This window comes from Pantoea septica, assembly GCF_002095575.1.
In the GTDB taxonomy this organism is placed as follows: domain Bacteria; phylum Pseudomonadota; class Gammaproteobacteria; order Enterobacterales; family Enterobacteriaceae; genus Pantoea; species Pantoea septica.
In genome coordinates this window covers 1-16,809 of record NZ_MLJJ01000045.1, presented here as the reverse complement: position 1 = coordinate 16,809, position 16,809 = coordinate 1, and the positions used below count along the sequence as shown (strand labels likewise).

Annotated in this window: 31 protein-coding genes; all 31 read right to left on the bottom strand. The window is 52.3% G+C overall.

Annotated elements, in window-relative coordinates; translation table 11 throughout:
- Window positions 1–84: 84 nt before the first annotated feature.
- On the bottom strand, window positions 85–471 hold the full coding sequence (gene rplQ, locus HA46_RS18455) for a 50S ribosomal protein L17 (protein ID WP_003850180.1): 387 nt from the start codon (window positions 469–471) through the stop codon (window positions 85–87).
- A 40-nt stretch (window positions 472–511) separates the two neighbouring features.
- A complete protein-coding gene (locus HA46_RS18450; RefSeq protein WP_003850179.1) occupies window positions 512–1,501 on the bottom strand; it encodes a DNA-directed RNA polymerase subunit alpha in 990 nt (329 codons plus the stop codon).
- A 25-nt stretch (window positions 1,502–1,526) separates the two neighbouring features.
- A complete protein-coding gene (gene rpsD / locus HA46_RS18445; protein ID WP_033752932.1) occupies window positions 1,527–2,147 on the bottom strand; it encodes a 30S ribosomal protein S4 in 621 nt (206 codons plus the stop codon).
- 32 nt (window positions 2,148–2,179) lie between these two features.
- Window positions 2,180–2,569, bottom strand: a complete 390-nt coding sequence (rpsK, locus tag HA46_RS18440) for a 30S ribosomal protein S11 (protein WP_004160563.1) — start codon at window positions 2,567–2,569, stop codon at window positions 2,180–2,182.
- Between the two features lie 16 nt (window positions 2,570–2,585).
- Window positions 2,586–2,942: a 30S ribosomal protein S13 gene (gene rpsM / locus HA46_RS18435; RefSeq protein ID WP_033752934.1), complete on the bottom strand. Its 357-nt coding sequence runs from the start codon at window positions 2,940–2,942 to the stop codon at window positions 2,586–2,588.
- 146 nt (window positions 2,943–3,088) lie between these two features.
- Complete coding sequence (gene rpmJ / locus HA46_RS18430) at window positions 3,089–3,205, bottom strand: 50S ribosomal protein L36 (RefSeq protein WP_004160566.1); 117 nt, start codon at window positions 3,203–3,205, stop codon at window positions 3,089–3,091.
- 32 nt (window positions 3,206–3,237) lie between these two features.
- On the bottom strand, window positions 3,238–4,569 hold the full coding sequence (gene secY, locus HA46_RS18425) for a preprotein translocase subunit SecY (RefSeq protein WP_033752936.1): 1,332 nt from the start codon (window positions 4,567–4,569) through the stop codon (window positions 3,238–3,240).
- 7 nt (window positions 4,570–4,576) lie between these two features.
- The gene (gene rplO / locus HA46_RS18420) at window positions 4,577–5,011 is read right to left on the bottom strand and encodes a 50S ribosomal protein L15 (protein WP_084885955.1); all 435 of its coding nucleotides are present in this window, start codon (window positions 5,009–5,011) and stop codon (window positions 4,577–4,579) included.
- Between the two features lie 3 nt (window positions 5,012–5,014).
- The gene (gene rpmD, locus HA46_RS18415) at window positions 5,015–5,194 is read right to left on the bottom strand and encodes a 50S ribosomal protein L30 (RefSeq protein WP_021186404.1); all 180 of its coding nucleotides are present in this window, start codon (window positions 5,192–5,194) and stop codon (window positions 5,015–5,017) included.
- 5 nt (window positions 5,195–5,199) lie between these two features.
- Window positions 5,200–5,700 carry a 30S ribosomal protein S5 gene (rpsE, locus tag HA46_RS18410; protein WP_033792403.1) on the bottom strand — a complete coding sequence of 167 codons (501 nt, stop codon included), beginning with the start codon at window positions 5,698–5,700 and terminating at the stop codon, window positions 5,200–5,202.
- 14 nt (window positions 5,701–5,714) lie between these two features.
- The gene (rplR, locus tag HA46_RS18405) at window positions 5,715–6,068 is read right to left on the bottom strand and encodes a 50S ribosomal protein L18 (protein ID WP_033752941.1); all 354 of its coding nucleotides are present in this window, start codon (window positions 6,066–6,068) and stop codon (window positions 5,715–5,717) included.
- Window positions 6,069–6,077: 9 nt separating this feature from the next.
- Window positions 6,078–6,611, bottom strand: a complete 534-nt coding sequence (gene rplF / locus HA46_RS18400) for a 50S ribosomal protein L6 (RefSeq protein ID WP_033752942.1) — start codon at window positions 6,609–6,611, stop codon at window positions 6,078–6,080.
- A 12-nt stretch (window positions 6,612–6,623) separates the two neighbouring features.
- Window positions 6,624–7,016 (bottom strand): 30S ribosomal protein S8, encoded by a 393-nt coding sequence (rpsH, locus tag HA46_RS18395; RefSeq protein WP_033752943.1) that lies wholly within the window; start codon window positions 7,014–7,016, stop codon window positions 6,624–6,626.
- 33 nt (window positions 7,017–7,049) lie between these two features.
- A complete protein-coding gene (gene rpsN, locus HA46_RS18390) occupies window positions 7,050–7,355 on the bottom strand; it encodes a 30S ribosomal protein S14 (RefSeq protein ID WP_033752945.1) in 306 nt (101 codons plus the stop codon).
- A 14-nt stretch (window positions 7,356–7,369) separates the two neighbouring features.
- Window positions 7,370–7,909 (bottom strand): 50S ribosomal protein L5, encoded by a 540-nt coding sequence (gene rplE / locus HA46_RS18385; RefSeq protein ID WP_033752947.1) that lies wholly within the window; start codon window positions 7,907–7,909, stop codon window positions 7,370–7,372.
- 14 nt (window positions 7,910–7,923) lie between these two features.
- On the bottom strand, window positions 7,924–8,238 hold the full coding sequence (gene rplX, locus HA46_RS18380) for a 50S ribosomal protein L24 (protein ID WP_003850150.1): 315 nt from the start codon (window positions 8,236–8,238) through the stop codon (window positions 7,924–7,926).
- Window positions 8,239–8,248: 10 nt separating this feature from the next.
- A complete protein-coding gene (rplN, locus tag HA46_RS18375; protein WP_006120590.1) occupies window positions 8,249–8,620 on the bottom strand; it encodes a 50S ribosomal protein L14 in 372 nt (123 codons plus the stop codon).
- Window positions 8,621–8,862: 242 nt separating this feature from the next.
- Window positions 8,863–10,224, bottom strand: a complete 1,362-nt coding sequence (locus tag HA46_RS18370; RefSeq protein ID WP_084885968.1) for an 8-oxoguanine deaminase — start codon at window positions 10,222–10,224, stop codon at window positions 8,863–8,865.
- Between the two features lie 306 nt (window positions 10,225–10,530).
- The gene (gene rpsQ, locus HA46_RS18365) at window positions 10,531–10,785 is read right to left on the bottom strand and encodes a 30S ribosomal protein S17 (RefSeq protein ID WP_033752951.1); all 255 of its coding nucleotides are present in this window, start codon (window positions 10,783–10,785) and stop codon (window positions 10,531–10,533) included.
- Window positions 10,785–10,976, bottom strand: coding sequence for a 50S ribosomal protein L29 (gene rpmC / locus HA46_RS18360; RefSeq protein ID WP_025902044.1), 192 nt, complete (start codon window positions 10,974–10,976; stop codon window positions 10,785–10,787). The genes rpsQ and rpmC overlap by 1 nt, the downstream gene beginning before the upstream one ends.
- A complete protein-coding gene (gene rplP / locus HA46_RS18355; protein WP_002438716.1) occupies window positions 10,976–11,386 on the bottom strand; it encodes a 50S ribosomal protein L16 in 411 nt (136 codons plus the stop codon). Before rplP ends, rpmC begins: the two co-directional genes overlap by 1 nt.
- Before the next feature lie 12 nt (window positions 11,387–11,398).
- The gene (rpsC, locus tag HA46_RS18350) at window positions 11,399–12,097 is read right to left on the bottom strand and encodes a 30S ribosomal protein S3 (RefSeq protein WP_009087585.1); all 699 of its coding nucleotides are present in this window, start codon (window positions 12,095–12,097) and stop codon (window positions 11,399–11,401) included.
- Between the two features lie 17 nt (window positions 12,098–12,114).
- A complete protein-coding gene (gene rplV / locus HA46_RS18345; protein WP_007891659.1) occupies window positions 12,115–12,447 on the bottom strand; it encodes a 50S ribosomal protein L22 in 333 nt (110 codons plus the stop codon).
- 13 nt (window positions 12,448–12,460) lie between these two features.
- On the bottom strand, window positions 12,461–12,739 hold the full coding sequence (gene rpsS / locus HA46_RS18340) for a 30S ribosomal protein S19 (RefSeq protein WP_001138115.1): 279 nt from the start codon (window positions 12,737–12,739) through the stop codon (window positions 12,461–12,463).
- A 16-nt stretch (window positions 12,740–12,755) separates the two neighbouring features.
- Window positions 12,756–13,577 (bottom strand): 50S ribosomal protein L2, encoded by an 822-nt coding sequence (gene rplB / locus HA46_RS18335; RefSeq protein ID WP_033752967.1) that lies wholly within the window; start codon window positions 13,575–13,577, stop codon window positions 12,756–12,758.
- Between the two features lie 17 nt (window positions 13,578–13,594).
- Window positions 13,595–13,897: a 50S ribosomal protein L23 gene (gene rplW, locus HA46_RS18330; protein ID WP_033752969.1), complete on the bottom strand. Its 303-nt coding sequence runs from the start codon at window positions 13,895–13,897 to the stop codon at window positions 13,595–13,597.
- The gene (rplD, locus tag HA46_RS18325) at window positions 13,894–14,499 is read right to left on the bottom strand and encodes a 50S ribosomal protein L4 (RefSeq protein ID WP_033752971.1); all 606 of its coding nucleotides are present in this window, start codon (window positions 14,497–14,499) and stop codon (window positions 13,894–13,896) included. The genes rplW and rplD overlap by 4 nt, the downstream gene beginning before the upstream one ends.
- A gap of 10 nt (window positions 14,500–14,509) precedes the next feature.
- The gene (gene rplC / locus HA46_RS18320; protein WP_033792404.1) at window positions 14,510–15,139 is read right to left on the bottom strand and encodes a 50S ribosomal protein L3; all 630 of its coding nucleotides are present in this window, start codon (window positions 15,137–15,139) and stop codon (window positions 14,510–14,512) included.
- Between the two features lie 32 nt (window positions 15,140–15,171).
- Window positions 15,172–15,483, bottom strand: coding sequence for a 30S ribosomal protein S10 (rpsJ, locus tag HA46_RS18315; RefSeq protein ID WP_001181005.1), 312 nt, complete (start codon window positions 15,481–15,483; stop codon window positions 15,172–15,174).
- A 376-nt stretch (window positions 15,484–15,859) separates the two neighbouring features.
- On the bottom strand, window positions 15,860–16,342 hold the full coding sequence (gene bfr / locus HA46_RS18310; RefSeq protein ID WP_033792405.1) for a bacterioferritin: 483 nt from the start codon (window positions 16,340–16,342) through the stop codon (window positions 15,860–15,862).
- 105 nt (window positions 16,343–16,447) lie between these two features.
- Window positions 16,448–16,642: a bacterioferritin-associated ferredoxin gene (gene bfd / locus HA46_RS18305; protein ID WP_033752979.1), complete on the bottom strand. Its 195-nt coding sequence runs from the start codon at window positions 16,640–16,642 to the stop codon at window positions 16,448–16,450.
- Window positions 16,643–16,809 lie beyond the last annotated feature (167 nt).

The window sequence follows — 16,809 nt, the reverse complement described above, 5'->3', positions numbered from 1 at the left end:
TAGCCAGAATAGTGAGCTTAACGGACGGGGTAAATTTCAGGCAATAAAAAACCCGCCGAAGCGGGTTTTTTACGATGCTGCAGATTACTCTGCGGCAGCTTCTGCTTGAGCTTCTGGACGATCAACCAGCTCGATGTATGCCATCGGAGCGTTGTCACCAGCACGGAAGCCACACTTCAGAATGCGAGTGTAACCACCGGCACGGCTCGCGAAACGCGGGCCCAGCTCGTTAAACAGTTTTGCCACGATCTCGTTGTCACGAGTACGGGCGAATGCCAGACGACGATTAGCTACGCTGTCGGTCTTGGCAAGAGTAATCAGCGGCTCAACTACGCGGCGCAGCTCTTTGGCTTTCGGCAGAGTCGTTTTGATGATCTCATGACGAACCAGAGAACCGGCCATGTTGCGGAACATAGCCTGACGATGGCTGCTGTTGCGGTTCAGTTGACGACCACTCTTACGATGGCGCATGACCTTATCCTTCTCAGTGAAACCTTAACCTGTGATCCGGTTATTCATCAGCAATGCTTGCCGGTGGCCAGTTCTCGAGGCGCATGCCCAGAGAAAGACCACGTGAGGCGAGCACATCTTTAATCTCGGTAAGAGATTTTTTACCCAGGTTAGGCGTTTTAAGCAGCTCAACCTCGGTACGCTGTACCAGATCACCGATGTAGTGGATAGCTTCTGCCTTAAGGCAGTTAGCAGAGCGGACAGTCAATTCCAGATCGTCAACAGGGCGCAGCAGGATCGGATCGAATTCTGGTTTCTCTTCTTTCACTTCCGGCTGACGTACATCACGTAAGTCAACGAAAGCTTCCAGTTGTTCTGCCAGGATGGTCGCCGCACGACGAATCGCCTCTTCAGGATCGATTGTGCCGTTGGTTTCCATTTCGATGACCAGCTTGTCCAGGTCGGTGCGCTGTTCTACACGCGCTGCTTCAACATTGTAGGCGATACGGTCTACAGGGCTGTAGCAAGCGTCGACCAACAGGCGGCCGATTGGGCGCTCATCTTCTTCCGAATGAATTCGGGCAGAAGCCGGCACATAACCACGACCACGCTGAACTTTGATACGCATGCTGATAGCGGCGTTCTCATCGGTCAGGTGACAGATCACGTGCTGCGGCTTGACGATTTCGACATCACCGTCATGGGTAATGTCGGCTGCAGTCACAGGGCCAATGCCAGATTTATTCAGGGTCAGAATGACTTCATCTTTACCCTGAACTCTTACCGCCAGCCCTTTCAGGTTGAGCAGGATTTCCAGGATATCTTCCTGTACGCCCTCTTTGGTGCTGTACTCATGCAGTACACCATCAATTTCAACCTCGGTCACCGCGCAACCCGGCATGGAAGAAAGCAGAATACGGCGCAGTGCGTTACCAAGAGTATGGCCAAAGCCACGCTCTAAAGGCTCAAGGGTCACCTTGGCGTGCGTCGAACTCACTTGCTCGATATCTACCAGGCGCGGTTTTAGAAACTCTGTCACAGAACCCTGCATTGTGTCCTCTCTTTGGTACTAAGCTTTACTTGGAGTAAAGCTCGACGATCAGGTGTTCGTTAATGTCCGCAGACAGATCGGTACGCTCAGGAATACGCTTGAACACACCTTCCATCTTAGTCGCATCAACTTCCAGCCAGGTTGGCTTTTCACGCTGCTCAGCCAGCTCCAGAGCGGCCTTCACGCGAGATTGCTTTTTGGCTTTCTCGCGGATGCTTACGACATCATTCGGAGATACCTGATAAGAAGCGATGTTAACAACGCGGCCGTTAACCATTACAGACTTGTGGCTGACCAGCTGGCGTGCTTCTGCACGAGTGGCGCCGAAGCCCATACGGTAAACTACGTTATCCAGACGACCTTCCAGCAGAGCTAACAGGTTTGCACCGGTGTTGCCTTTCAGACGTGCTGCTTCTTTATAGTAGTTGCGGAACTGACGTTCCAGAACGCCGTAGATACGACGAACTTTTTGTTTTTCACGCAACTGGCCGCCGTAATCAGACAGACGCGGTTTACGCGCACCATGCTGACCAGGGGCTTGTTCAATTTTACACTTGGAATCAATCGCGCGAACGCCAGACTTCAGGAAAAGGTCTGTGCCCTCACGACGGCTCAGCTTGAGCTTAGGACCCAAATATCTTGCCATTTTCTTTCTCCAACTATCCTAAAAACGCGGCGTTATACGCGACGTTTTTTCGGCGGACGACAACCGTTGTGAGGGATCGGAGTCACATCAGTAATATTAGTGATGCGGAAACCTGCGGCGTTCAGAGCACGAATTGTTGATTCGCGACCCGGACCCGGACCCTTAACCATAACTTCCAGGTTCTTAATACCGTAATCTTTCACGGCTTCTGCACAGCGCTCTGCAGCGACCTGAGCAGCAAACGGAGTAGATTTACGTGAACCGCGGAAACCGGAACCACCGGCGGTTGCCCAACCCAGCGCGTTACCCTGACGATCAGTAATGGTAACGATGGTGTTGTTAAAAGAAGCATGGACATGAGCCACGCCATCTGAGACTTGCTTTCTTACACGCTTACGTGCACGAACTGGTGCCTTTGCCATTATTTACTCACCCCGATTATTTCTTGATCGGTTTGCGCGGACCCTTACGGGTACGTGCATTGGTCTTAGTACGCTGACCGCGTACTGGCAGACCACGACGATGGCGCAAACCACGATAGCAACCAAGGTCCATCAGACGCTTGATGCTCAGGGTGATTTCACGGCGCAGATCACCTTCAACAACGAATTTACCAACCGCATCACGCAGCTGATCAATTTGTTCTTCAGACAGCTCACTGATCTTAACATCTTCAGCGATACCCGTTGCAGCGCAAATGGCTTTAGAACGGGTCTTGCCGATACCGAAAATCGAAGTTAATGCGATAACGGTGTGTTTATGATCAGGAATGTTAATGCCTGCTATACGGGCCACTATGCACTCCTATAATTAAATAAATGCGCCCCATGCTGAAAAGCCCGTTTTCAGGATACTCAAATGGAAACGCATTGACATACAAAAGATTGGCTGGCTAATCTAGCCAGCTCAACCCGACTTTGCAAGAAAAATATGTGAAAAAATCAGCCCTGGCGCTGTTTATGCTTAGGCTCGGCGCTGCAAATCACACGTACGACACCGTCGCGACGGATGATTTTGCAGTTACGACATAATTTCTTGACGGAAGCACGAACTTTCATTTTTACTCTCCGTAACTTCTCAAGCGCCTGAATTAACGGCCGTAGCCTTTCAGGTTTGCTTTCTTCAATGCAGACTCGTACTGACTAGACATCATCAGAGTTTGCACTTGAGCCATAAAGTCCATGATGACGACCACTACAATGAGCAGTGATGTACCGCCAAAGTAGAAGGGAACTTTCATCGCATCACGCATGAACTCCGGGATCAGGCAAATAAAGGTAATGTACAGTGCGCCGATTAAGGTCAGACGCGTCATTACTTTATCGATATACTTCGCCGTTTGCTCTCCCGGACGAATTCCCGGTACGAATGCACCAGACTTCTTCAGGTTATCTGCCGTTTCGCGCGGGTTGAAAACCAACGCCGTATAGAAAAAGCAGAAGAAGATGATTGCAGTCGCATAGAGTAGCACATATAGCGGCTGTCCTGGCTGCAAATACAGCGAAATTGTTGTCAGCCAGTTCCAACCGGTACCGCCCCCGAACCAGGATGCTATCGTCGCGGGGAACAGAATAATGCTGGAAGCAAAAATAGCCGGAATAACGCCCGCCATGTTCACTTTCAACGGTAAATGTGTGCTCTGTGCAGCGTATACACGACGACCTTGCTGACGTTTCGCATAGTTCACCACAATGCGGCGCTGGCCACGCTCAACGAAAACAACGAAGAAGGTCACTGCAAATACGAGAACTGCAACCAACAGCAACAGGAGGAAGTGCAGGTCGCCTTGCCGCGCTTGCTCGATGGTATGGCCAATGGCCGGCGGAAGTCCCGCAACGATACCCGCGAAGATAATGATCGAAATACCGTTGCCGATACCTCGTTCAGTAATCTGTTCGCCCAGCCACATCAGGAACATTGTCCCGGTAACCAGACTAACAACAGCGGTAAAGTAGAAGGCAAAGCCTGGATTCAACACCAGGCCCTGCATCCCAGGCATATTCGGTAAACCGGTAGCAATACCGATTGACTGAAATATCGCCAATACCAACGTACCGTAGCGGGTGTACTGGCTAATCTTACGACGGCCAGCCTCCCCTTCCTTCTTAATCTCCGCTAACGCTGGATGAACCACCGTCAGCAGCTGGATAATAATAGAGGCCGAAATATACGGCATAATACCCAGCGCGAAGATTGAAGCACGGCTGAGAGCACCACCAGAGAACATGTTGAACATTTCAATGATGGTGCCACGCTGTTGCTCAAGCAGTTTGGCAAGTACAGCGGCATCAATACCAGGGATTGGAATAAAAGAGCCAATTCGGAAGACAATCAGTGCACCGATTACAAACAGCAGTCTGCGTTTCAGTTCACCAAATCCACCTTTGGCACTTTGAAAATCTAATCCCGGTTGTTTAGCCATCTGCTACTTATTCCTCGATTTTACCGCCAGCAGCTTCGATTGCAGCACGAGCACCTTTGGTGACACGCAGACCGCGAACCGTTACCGGTGCAGAAACTTCACCAGACAGAATCACTTTCGCGAATTCGATCTGAACACCGATAATGTTGGCTGCTTTCAGCGTGCTCAGGTCAACGATACCGCCTTCCACTTTCGCCAGATCAGACAGACGCACTTCTGCAGTCACGAATGATTTACGCGAGGTGAAGCCGAACTTCGGCAGACGACGGTACAGAGGCATCTGACCACCCTCGAAACCGCGACGTACGCCACCGCCAGAACGAGAGTTCTGACCTTTGTGACCACGACCACCGGTTTTGCCGAGGCCAGAACCGATACCACGACCCAGACGCTTAGAAGCGTGCCTGGAGCCTTCGGCCGGAGACAGAGTATTTAAACGCATCTGTTACTCCTCTACTTTCAGCATGTAAGAGATCGCGTTGACCATACCGCGTACTGCCGGCGTGTCTTCACGCTCAACGGTGTGGCCAATACGACGCAGACCCAGACCAACCAGAGTGGCTTTGTGCTTAGGCAGGCGGCCGATTGAGCTACGGGTTTGAGTGATTTTAATAGTCTTAGCCATCGTGATTACCCCAGAATTTCTTCAACGGATTTACCACGCTTGGCAGCGACCATTTCTGGAGAATTCATATTTTCCAGACCGTCGATAGTTGCACGAACCACGTTGATCGGGTTGGTGGAACCATAGGCTTTAGCCAGAACGTTATGAACTCCAGCGACTTCCAGAACGGCGCGCATTGCACCACCGGCGATGATACCGGTACCTTCTGAAGCCGGCTGCATGAACACGCGGGAACCCGTGTGCGCACCTTTAACCGGGTGCTGCAGGGTGCCGTTGGTCAGCGCGACGTTAATCATGTTGCGACGGGCTTTCTCCATCGCTTTCTGGATCGCTGCCGGGACTTCACGCGCTTTACCGTAACCAAAACCAACGCGGCCGTTACCATCACCCACTACAGTCAGTGCGGTGAAGGAAAAGATACGACCACCTTTCACAGTTTTAGAAACACGGTTTACCGCGATCAGTTTTTCCTGCAGTTCGCCAGCTTGTTTCTCGATGTGTGACATCCTAGACCTCTACCTTAGAACTGAAGGCCAGCTTCACGAGCAGCATCTGCCAGTGCCTGGACACGACCATGATATTGGAAACCGGAACGGTCGAAAGAAACATCTTTGATGCCTTTTTCGATAGCGCGCTCTGCAATAGCTTTACCTACTGCGGCAGCTGCATCTTTGTTGCCGGTGTACTTCAGTTGTTCAGAGATAGCTTTTTCTACAGTAGAAGCAGCAACCAGAACTTCGGAACCGTTCGGGGCGATCACCTGTGCGTAAATGTGACGCGGGGTACGATGTACCACCAGGCGAGTAGCACCCAGCTCTTTGAGCTTGCGACGTGCACGGGTCGCACGACGGATACGAGCAGATTTCTTATCCATAGTGTTACCTTACTTCTTCTTAGCCTCTTTGATACGCACGACTTCGTCGGCGTAACGGACACCCTTGCCTTTGTAAGGCTCAGGACGACGGTAGGCGCGCAAGTCAGCTGCAACCTGGCCGATCAGTTGTTTATCAGCGCCTTTCAGCACGATTTCAGTCTGAGTCGGACATTCTGCAGAGATACCCGCGGGCAGCTGATGATCAACCGGGTGAGAAAAACCCAGTGACAGGTTAACCACGTTGCCTTTGACGGCAGCACGATAACCAACACCAACCAGCTGCAGCTTCTTAGTGAAGCCTTCGGTAACACCGATAACCATGCCGTTCAGCAGCGCACGAGCGGTACCCGCCTGCGCCCAGCCGTTTGCAAAACCGTCGCGCGGAGCGAAGGTCAGTGCATTGTCAGCATGCTTAACTTCTACGGCATTATTGATAGTACGAGTCAGCTCGCCGTTTTTACCTTTAATCGAAATTACCTGACCGTCGAGTTTTACCTCTACGCCGGCAGGAACAACGACAGGTGCTTTAGCAACACGAGACATAGTTTCCTCCGATTACGCTACGTAGCAGATAATTTCGCCGCCAAGACCAGCCTGGCGCGCTGCACGATCAGTCATGACACCTTTAGAGGTAGAAATAACAGCAATACCTAATCCCGCCATAACTTTCGGCAGCTCATCTTTTTTCTTATAGATGCGCAGACCTGGGCGGCTGACACGCTGAATGCTTTCTACAACAGCTTTACCCTGGAAGTACTTAAGAGTCAGTTCCAGTTCCGGCTTGATGTCGCCTTCGATTTTGAAATCTTCAATATAACCTTCTTCCTTCAGCACGTTGGCAATTGCCACTTTCAGCTTGGAGGAAGGCATGGTGACCGCAGCTTTGTTCGCGGCCTGACCGTTACGGATACGGGTCAGCATATCCGCGATCGGATCTTGCATGCTCATCTGTCTTTACTCCCGTGATTCAATTGGTGACAATTACCAGCTAGCCTTTTTCAGACCCGGGATTTCACCGCGCATAGCGGCTTCACGGACCTTGATACGGCTCAACCCGAACTTCCGCAGGAAACCGTGCGGACGACCTGTTTGACGGCAGCGGTTACGCTGACGAGACGGGCTGGAATCACGCGGCAGAGTCTGCAGCTTGAGAACAGCGTTCCAACGATCTTCGTCGGTTGCGTTCACATCAGAAATGATCGCTTTCAGTTCAGCGCGTTTTGCGAAGAATTTGTCTGCTAATTTCACACGCTTAACTTCGCGTGCTTTCATTGATTGCTTAGCCATTAAGTAACCCTACCTTACTTGCGGAACGGGAAGTCAAAGGCAGTCAGCAGAGCACGGCCTTCATCATCAGATTTCGCAGTAGTGGTAATGGTGATATCCAAACCACGAACGCGATCGACTTTGTCGTAGTCGATTTCTGGGAAGATGATCTGCTCACGAACGCCCATGCTGTAGTTGCCACGACCGTCGAAAGACTTCGCGGACAAACCACGGAAGTCGCGGATACGCGGTACAGCAATGGTGATCAGACGCTCAAAGAACTCCCACATGCGCTCGCCGCGCAGAGTTACTTTACAGCCGATCGGATAGCCCTGACGGATTTTGAAGCCTGCAACTGATTTGCGTGCTTTGGTGACCAGCGGTTTTTGACCGGAGATTGCTGCCAGGTCAGCTGCTGCGTTTTCCAGCAGTTTCTTGTCAGCGATCGCTTCACCAACACCCATGTTCAGGGTGATCTTCTCGACCCGAGGGACTTGCATGACAGAAGTGTAGCCAAACTCTGTCATGAGTTTCTGGACTACTTCGTCTTTGTAGTAATCATGCAGTTTCGCCATCGTACTACTCCAAATTACTTGATAGTTTCGCTGTTAGACTTGAAGAAACGGACTTTTTTGCCGTCTTCGAATCTAAAGCCTACACGGTCAGCCTTGCCGGTTGCCGCATTGAAAAGCGCAACGTTGGAAACCTGAATAGCGGCTTCTTTTTCAACGATGCCACCCGGTTGGTTCAGAGCCGGAACCGGCTTCTGGTGTTTCTTAACCAGGTTGATGCCTTCAACGATGACCTTGCCAGAAGACAGGACATTCTTAACTTTACCGCGCTTACCTTTATCTTTGCCGGTCAGCACGATAACTTCGTCGTTACGACGGATTTTCGCTGCCATTGTTCGCTCCTTAGAGTACTTCTGGTGCCAGAGAGATAATTTTCATGAACTTTTCAGTACGAAGTTCACGAGTTACCGGCCCAAAAATACGTGTTCCGATTGGCTGCTCGCTGTTATTGTTCAAAATAACGCATGCGTTACCATCGAAGCGAATGACAGAACCGTCCGGGCGACGAACACCCTTCCTGGTGCGCACCACTACCGCCTTCAGGACATCACCTTTTTTCACCTTACCACGCGGAATTGCTTCCTTGATGGTAACTTTGATGATATCGCCGACGCCTGCGTAGCGACGGTGCGAGCCACCCAGAACCTTGATACACATTACGCGACGTGCACCGGAGTTGTCGGCGACGTTCAGCATAGTCTGTTCTTGGATCATTTTAGTGCTCCGCTAATGTCAACTACTACTTCGGGACCCAAAATTCAGGTCGTTAGAAAGCCCCATATTTGAGGGCGCGGCATTATAACACCGGTTCTCACAGATGGGTAGAAAAAATGAACGGCTCAGCAATGGAGCCGCTTATTTTCCCTGATAACAGGGAGGGCGTATTCTAGGGAATAGTCTCAGCAGTAGCAAATGTAATCTGCCTTATTTTTCGACACTCGCCATTGTCTCCCTGTTTAGCGCCTCCAGGCCATCAACTGCGCGGCCAGCTGGTTATGGCGATGAAGCACGTTCGGCAGGTCGATAACCGCTAATTCGCCGTTGCGCACCACCACTTTTCCATTGATAACGCTATAGGCCACCTGACCCGGATTGCAGAAGACCAGCGCCGCCACCGGATCGTGCCCTGCCCCGGCCAGCCCCAGGCGGTCAAGATCGAACACCGCCAGGTCCGCCTGCATGCCGGGCGCAATGACACCGATGTCATCGCGGTTCAGCACCTTTGCGCCGCCCCGCGTCGCCAGCTCCAGCGCCTGCCGCGCGCTCATCGCGTCGGGACCAAAGCCGACCCGTTGCAGCAGCATCGCCTGACGCGCTTCGCCGATCATGTCGGAACTGTCGTTAGAGGCGGAGCCGTCGACCCCGAGTCCGACCTTAACGCCTGCGTCGCACATGTGCCGTATCGGCGCGATGCCGGAGGCGAGACGCATATTGGAGCAGGGACAGTGCGCCACGCCGGTGCCGGTGCGCGCAAACAGCGCGATGCCGTGATCGTCAAGCTTTACGCAGTGCGCGTGCCAGACGTCATGCCCTACCCAGCCGAGATCCTCGGCATACTGCGCCGGCGTCATATTGAACTTTTCGCGGCTGTAGCGGATATCGCTGTCGTTCTCCGCCAGGTGGGTATGCATCGAGACGCCGTAGCGGCGAGCCAGCGCCGCGGATTCTTTCATTAGCTCGCGGCTAACCGAGAAGGGAGAACAGGGCGCGACGACGATGCGCAGCATGGCACCGCGACGGCTATCGTGGTAGCGCTCGATCACGCGCTGAGTATCTTCGAGGATAGCGGTCTCTTTCTCTACCAGGCTATCCGGCGGCAGACCGCCCTGCTTCTGACCGACACTCATGCTGCCGCGGCTGGCGTGAAAGCGCATGCCCATCTCCGCCGCCGCCGCGATGCTGTCGTCGAGCCGGCAGCCGTTAGGAAAGACATAAAGATGATCGCTGGTTGTGGTGCAGCCAGAGAGCATCAGCTCGGCCATCGCCGTCTGCGTGGAGACATGTATCATTTCCGGCGTCAGCCTCTGCCAGATGGGATAAAGATGCGTCAGCCAGTTGAACAGCTCGCCGTTTTGCACCGACGGCACGACGCGGGTGAGGCTTTGATACATGTGATGATGCGTATTGATCAGACCCGGCACCACGATGTGCCTGCGCAGGTCGATAACCTCGTCCGCGCTTTGCGGCAGCTCGTCCGCCGGACCAACCGCCTCAATTATGTCGCCCTTTATGTAGATGCTGCCGCTGCGGATCTCGCGGCGTGCATCATCCATACAGACAACCCTCTCAGCATTGCTTAATAACAGAGTCCGTTGCATCCCGTTGCCCTTCTGCTGCAGTGAGTGAAGGGCCGATAGTATCGCCACTTTTTTCGCCAGGCCAACAGAAGGGATCGCCGTCGGCAGCGGCATGCCGACGAAGCAGGCCGGGAGCCCCCTATTCCACGCTACGCCTCCTTGTCCCTGTGCGGAACAGACTGCGGCGCCCTCGCCGTAGCACAAGCGTTAGCCACAATGAACAGGTCGGCAGGCGATAATGTAGCCATTGCTGTGAATGGGGTGAATAACAGGCAAAAAAAAACCCTCTGCCGAGGCAGAGGGTTTCTTCAGAAAAAGCAATTCCTGTTACAGAACGGCTTTCTCGATGACGCGAACCAGAGTCCAGGATTTGGTCTTGGACAGCGGACGGGTTTCGCGGATTTCAACCACGTCACCAATACCGCATTCGTTGTTCTCGTCATGGATGTGCAGCTTAGTCGTACGCTTAATGAATTTACCGTAGATCGGGTGTTTCACGAAACGCTCGATAGCGACAACTGCAGATTTCTGCATTTTGTCACTAACAACACGACCTTGCAGAGTACGGATTTTATCGGTCATTACGCACCCGCCTTCTCAGTCAGTAAAGTCTTAACGCGTGCAACATCACGGCGAACCTGTTTCAGCAGATGGGTCTGCTGCAGTTGGCCGGATGCTGCCTGCATGCGCAGGTTAAATTGCTCACGCAGCAGATTAAGCAGCTCAGTGTTCAGCTCTTCAACGCTTTTTTCACGCAGCTCTGTTGCTTTCATTACATCACCGTCTTAGTAACAAAGGTGGTTTTGATAGGCAGTTTTGCTGCTGCCAGCTTGAAGGCTTCACGGGCCAGCTCTTCTGGTACGCCGTCCATTTCATACAGGACTTTACCAGGCTGAATCAGGGCAACCCAATACTCCACGTTACCCTTACCTTTACCCATACGCACTTCCAGCGGCTTCTCGGTGATCGGTTTGTCCGGGAATACACGGATCCAGATCTTACCTTGACGCTTAACTGCACGGGTCATAGCACGACGTGCTGCTTCGATCTGACGAGCAGTCAGACGACCACGGCCAACAGCTTTCAGACCGAAAGTACCGAAGCTAACATCCGTACCCTGCGCCAGACCGCGGTTGCGGCCTTTGTGCACTTTACGGAATTTTGTACGCTTTGGTTGTAACATCAGCGACTCTCCTTACTTACGGCCTTTACGCTGCTGCTTTTTAGGTTGAGCAGCCGGTTCCGGTTGTTCAACAGCAGCCATACCACCCAGGATCTCGCCTTTGAAGATCCATACCTTAACGCCGATTACACCATAAGTGGTGTGCGCTTCAGAGGTGTTGTAGTCAATGTCAGCACGCAGCGTGTGCAGCGGTACGCGACCTTCACGGTACCATTCGGTACGTGCGATCTCAGCGCCACCCAGACGGCCGCTAACTTCAACTTTGATACCTTTAGCGCCCAGACGCATGGCGTTCTGAACAGCACGCTTCATCGCACGACGGAACATCACGCGACGCTCCAGCTGTGAAGTGATGCTGTCAGCAACCAGTTTCGCGTCCAGTTCCGGCTTACGGACTTCGGCGATATTGATCTGTGCAGGTACGCCAGCGATGTTCGCGACGACCGTGCGCAGTTTCTCTACGTCTTCACCCTTTTTACCGATAACGATACCCGGGCGAGCGGTGTGAATGGTCACACGGATGCTCTTAGCCGGACGCTCGATAACGATGCGGGATACAGACGCTTTTGCCAGTTCTTTAGTCAGGAACTGACGAACTTTAAAATCGCTGTCCAGGTTGTCAGCGAATTCTTTGGTGTTCGCAAACCAGGTAGAGTTCCATGGTTTTACAATACCCAGGCGAATACCATTAGGATGTACTTTCTGACCCATTGCTAGTCTCCAGAGTCTCAGCGATCGGACACAACCACAGTAATGTGGCTGGTGCGCTTCAGGATGCGATCTGCACGACCTTTAGCACGCGGCATAATGCGCTTCATGCTCGGGCCTTCGTCTACGAAAATTTTCGCGACTTTCAGATCGTCGATATCAGCGCCATCGTTGTGTTCGGCGTTAGCAATGGCAGATTCCAGGACCTTCTTAACCAGTACAGCCGCTTTCTTGTTGGTGTAGGTCAGAATATCCAGAGCCTGCGACACTTTCTTACCGCGAATCAGGTCAGCAACAAGGCGAACCTTCTGAGCAGAAGAACGAGCATGGCGATGTTGAGCAATAGTTTCCATCTCTTCCTCCTACTTATTTCTTCTTGGCTTTCTTATCAGCAGCGTGGCCGCGATAAGTACGTGTCGGTGCAAATTCACCCAGCTTGTGGCCGACCATTTCGTCGGAAACAAAGACAGGAACGTGCTGACGACCATTATGGACAGCGATGGTCAAACCGATCATGTTAGGGAAGATCGTTGAACGACGGGACCAGGTGCGCAGGGGCTTCTTGTCTCCGCTTTCCACCGCTTTCTCTACCTTCTTCAGCAAGTGCAGGTCAATAAAAGGACCTTTCTTGAGAGAACGTGGCATGGCTTATCCTCTAAAATTATTTGCTACGGCGACGTACGATAAATTTATCAGTACGCTTGTTGCTACGGGTCTTCTTACCTTTGGTCTGAACGCCCCACGGAGTAACCGGGTGCTTACCAAAGTTACGACCTTCACCACCACCGTGCGGGTGATCTACTGGGTTCATCGCGGTACCGCGAACGGTCGGACGAACACCACGCCAACGAGTTGCACCAGCTTTACCCAGCACGCGCAGCATATGCTCAGCGTTGCCGACTTCGCCCAGGGTTGCGCGGCAATCAGCTTCGATTTTACGCATTTCGCCTGAACGCAGACGCAGGGTAACGTAGGAGCCTTCACGCGCAACGATCTGCACGTAAGCGCCAGCAGAGCGAGCGATCTGACCGCCTTTGCCCGGCTTCATTTCTACGTTGTGCACAGTAGAACCCACCGGGATGTTACGCATCGGCAGGGTGTTACCTGCTTTGATCGCAGCATCAACGCCAGACTGAATCTGGTCGCCGGCTTTCAGGCCTTTAGGGGCCAGGATATAACGGCGTTCGCCGTCTTTGTACAGAACCAGTGCGATGTTCGCAGAACGGTTCGGATCGTACTCAAGACGCTCAACAACTGCCGGGATACCGTCTTTGTTGCGTTTGAAGTCAACAATACGGTAAGCCTGCTTGTGACCACCACCGATATGACGGGTAGTGATACGACCATTGTTGTTACGACCACCGGATTTGCTGTTCTTTTCGATCAGCGGGGCAAAAGGTTTGCCCTTGTGCAGCTCAGGGTTTACCACTTTAACGACGTGGCGACGACCCGGAGATGTCGGTTTACATTTAACAACTGCCATTGTCTTTCTCCTCCGACTTACTCAGCGCCGCCGACGAAGTCCAGATTCTGGCCTTCCTTCAGGGTGACGTAAGCTTTTTTCCAGTCGCTGCGACGACCGATACGCTGTCCGTGACGCTTAGTTTTCCCTTTAACAACCAGGGTGTTCACGTCTTTAACTTCTACTTCGAACAGTTTTTCAACAGCAGCAACGATCTCTGCTTTGGTCGCGTCTTTAGCAACTTTGAGAACGATGGTGTTGGTTTTTTCCATCGCAGCAGACGCTTTTTCAGATACGTGCGGCGCGCGCAGTACTTTCAGCAGACGTTCTTCACGGATCATGCCAGCATCTCCTCAACTTGCTTAACTGCATCAGCAGTCATAACGACTTTGTCGAAGGCGATCAGGCTAACTGGGTCGATACCCGCTGCATCGCGCACGTCAACCTTGTACAGGTTGCGGGCAGCCAGGAACAGATTCTCATCCAGTTCGCCGGTGATGATCAGCACGTCTTCCAGCGCCATGTCTTTCAGTTTCTGTACCAGCAGCTTGGTTTTCGGTGCTTCTACAGAGAACGTCTCGACAACGATCAGACGATCTTGACGTACCAGTTCGGACAGGATGCTTTTCAGCGCGCCGCGGTACATCTTTTTGTTAACTTTTTGACTGTGGTCCTGCGGACGCGCAGCGAAGGTCACGCCGCCTGAACGCCAGATCGGGCTCTTTACAGAACCTGAACGCGCACGGCCGGTGCCTTTCTGGCGCCACGGCTTTTTGCCTGAACCAGTTACTTCAGCACGCGTTTTCTGCGCGCGGGTACCCTGACGGGCGCCTGCAGCGTAAGCAACAACAACCTGGTGAACCAGCGCTTCGTTGAAATCACGACCGAAGGTAGTTTCGGAAACAGTCAGCGCGCTCTGCGCGTCTTTCAGTACTAATTCCATTGCTATCCCCTTACGCCTTCACAGCTGGTTTAACGATCAGGTCGCTACCGGTCGCACCCGGGACAGCACCTTTCACCAGCAGCAGGTTGCGCTCAGCGTCAACACGTACCACATCCAGGCTCTGAACGGTTACGCGCTCATTACCCAGCTGACCTGCCATTTTCTTGCCCTTGAACACTTTGCCCGGAGTCTGGTTCTGACCGATAGAACCCGGAACGCGGTGAGAAAGGGAGTTACCGTGGGTAGCGTCCTGGGTACGGAAGTTCCAGCGCTTAACGGTACCTGCGAAACCTTTACCTTTAGAGGTACCGGTTACGTCTACTTTTTTAACGTCAGCGAAAATTTCAACACTGATGCTCTGGCCAACTGAGTACTCTTCACCTTCAGCGGTGCGGAATTCCCACAGACCACGGCCGGCTTCAACGCCAGCTTTAGCAAAATGACCAGCTTCAGGTTTGGTCACACGGTTCGCTTTTTTCGCACCGGTGGTAACCTGGATTGCCTGGTAACCATCGTTCTCCAGGCCTTTGACCTGAGTAACGCGGTTTGCTTCAACTTCGATTACGGTTACTGGGATAGAAACGCCGTCTTCAGTGAAGACGCGGGTCATGCCCACTTTTTTACCGACTAAACCAATCATTGTATCAACCTCTCAATCGCTCGATGACCTGATTAACCCAGGCTGATCTGCACGTCTACACCGGCAGCCAGATCCAGACGCATCAGAGCATCAACGGTTTTTTCAGTTGGCTCAACGATGTCTACCAGACGCTTGTGAGTGCGGATTTCGTACTGATCGCGCGCATCTTTGTTAACGTGCGGAGAGATCAGAACGGTGAAGCGCTCTTTGCGAGTCGGCAGCGGGATCGGACCACGAACCTGCGCACCAGTGCGCTTGGCGGTCTCAACGATTTCCGCGGTTGATTGATCGATCAGACGATGATCAAACGCTTTAAGACGGATACGGATTCTTTGGTTCTGCATGAGACCAGAGCTCCAAACTTTTTATAGACGAAAAAAATTACTACTCGCACCCATTACGATTGATGGGAGAGTGTAATCGTTCAGCATATAACTCCACAATTGGGAGTATTGTCAGGCGACCTAACATGCTGCCGCCTGCGATTCTGCTCGAATCGCGCCTGCTAATATTGGCAAGCCCGCGCATTATACGTAAATCTGCTCAGGAAGCAACCCGTGTTCTGTTTTTAGCCTTATTTTATAGCGGTATTATCGCGGCAGGATGCGGCGAAGCGGGATACAGGCGGGCGAGTGCATTAAGACAGGGTAAAAAAACATAACCCGCTTTCGCTATTCTGCGGCGAAAGCGGGCTCTCTCAGGGTGTGCTTCACGGCGGATCTACTCTTCGTCTCTTTCCCGGATTTGCGCCTGCAGGTAGTTCTGAATGCCCAGCTTGCTGATGAGATCGAGCTCGGTTTCAATCCAGTCGATATGGTGCTCTTCATCCGCGAGGATTTCGATCATCATATCGCGGCTGACGTAGTCATGTACCTTATCGGCGTAGGCAATCGCTTCGCGCAGATCCCTCGCCCCCTCCAGCTCCAGCTGAAGATCGGCGCGCAGCATCTCCTCGACATCTTCGCCAATCCGCAGCCGGCCTAAATCCTGTAGATTGGGAATCCCCTCCAGAAACAGAATACGCTCGATATATTTATCGGCGTGCTTCATCTCGTCGATGGATTCGTGATACTCCGTGTCGTTAAGGCGCATCAGGCCCCAGTTTTTAAACATTCGCGCATGAAGAAAGTACTGATTGATCGCAACCAGTTCATTTCCCAGCAATTTGTTGAGATGGCTTATGATTTTAACGTCGCCCTTCATTTTGCTTCCTCCGCTTCCAGTTAAGTTAGAGCGTAGATGCGGATAAAAAGAAGTCAAAAAAACGCGACAAAATCTGTGGGTATTAAAGCCGGCACGCGAGAACGACTAGGCGATTTCTTTATAAAGCGGCACGTTTTGCAGCTCGTCTTCCATGATTTCTCGCGCTACGCGAATGCACTTACCGCACTGCTTTCCAACCGGGACAAGCTGGCGCAGCTGCTGGATAGATTTAGGCTGATAGCGGCGAACCGCCTCGCGGAGGGTTTTGTCGCTGACGGCGTTACACAAACAAACGTACATTTACTGCTCACCTCGATCAATTTATGATCAAAGCTTAAATGAGAATAATTTTTATTTCAAACCCAGAATTAGTGTGGATAAGCTGGATTGCTTAGTTTTATGAACAAAAAAAAGAGCACCGAAGTGCTCTTTTCTGCTTTGGTGGCCCGAAGGCCACCTGCTAACGC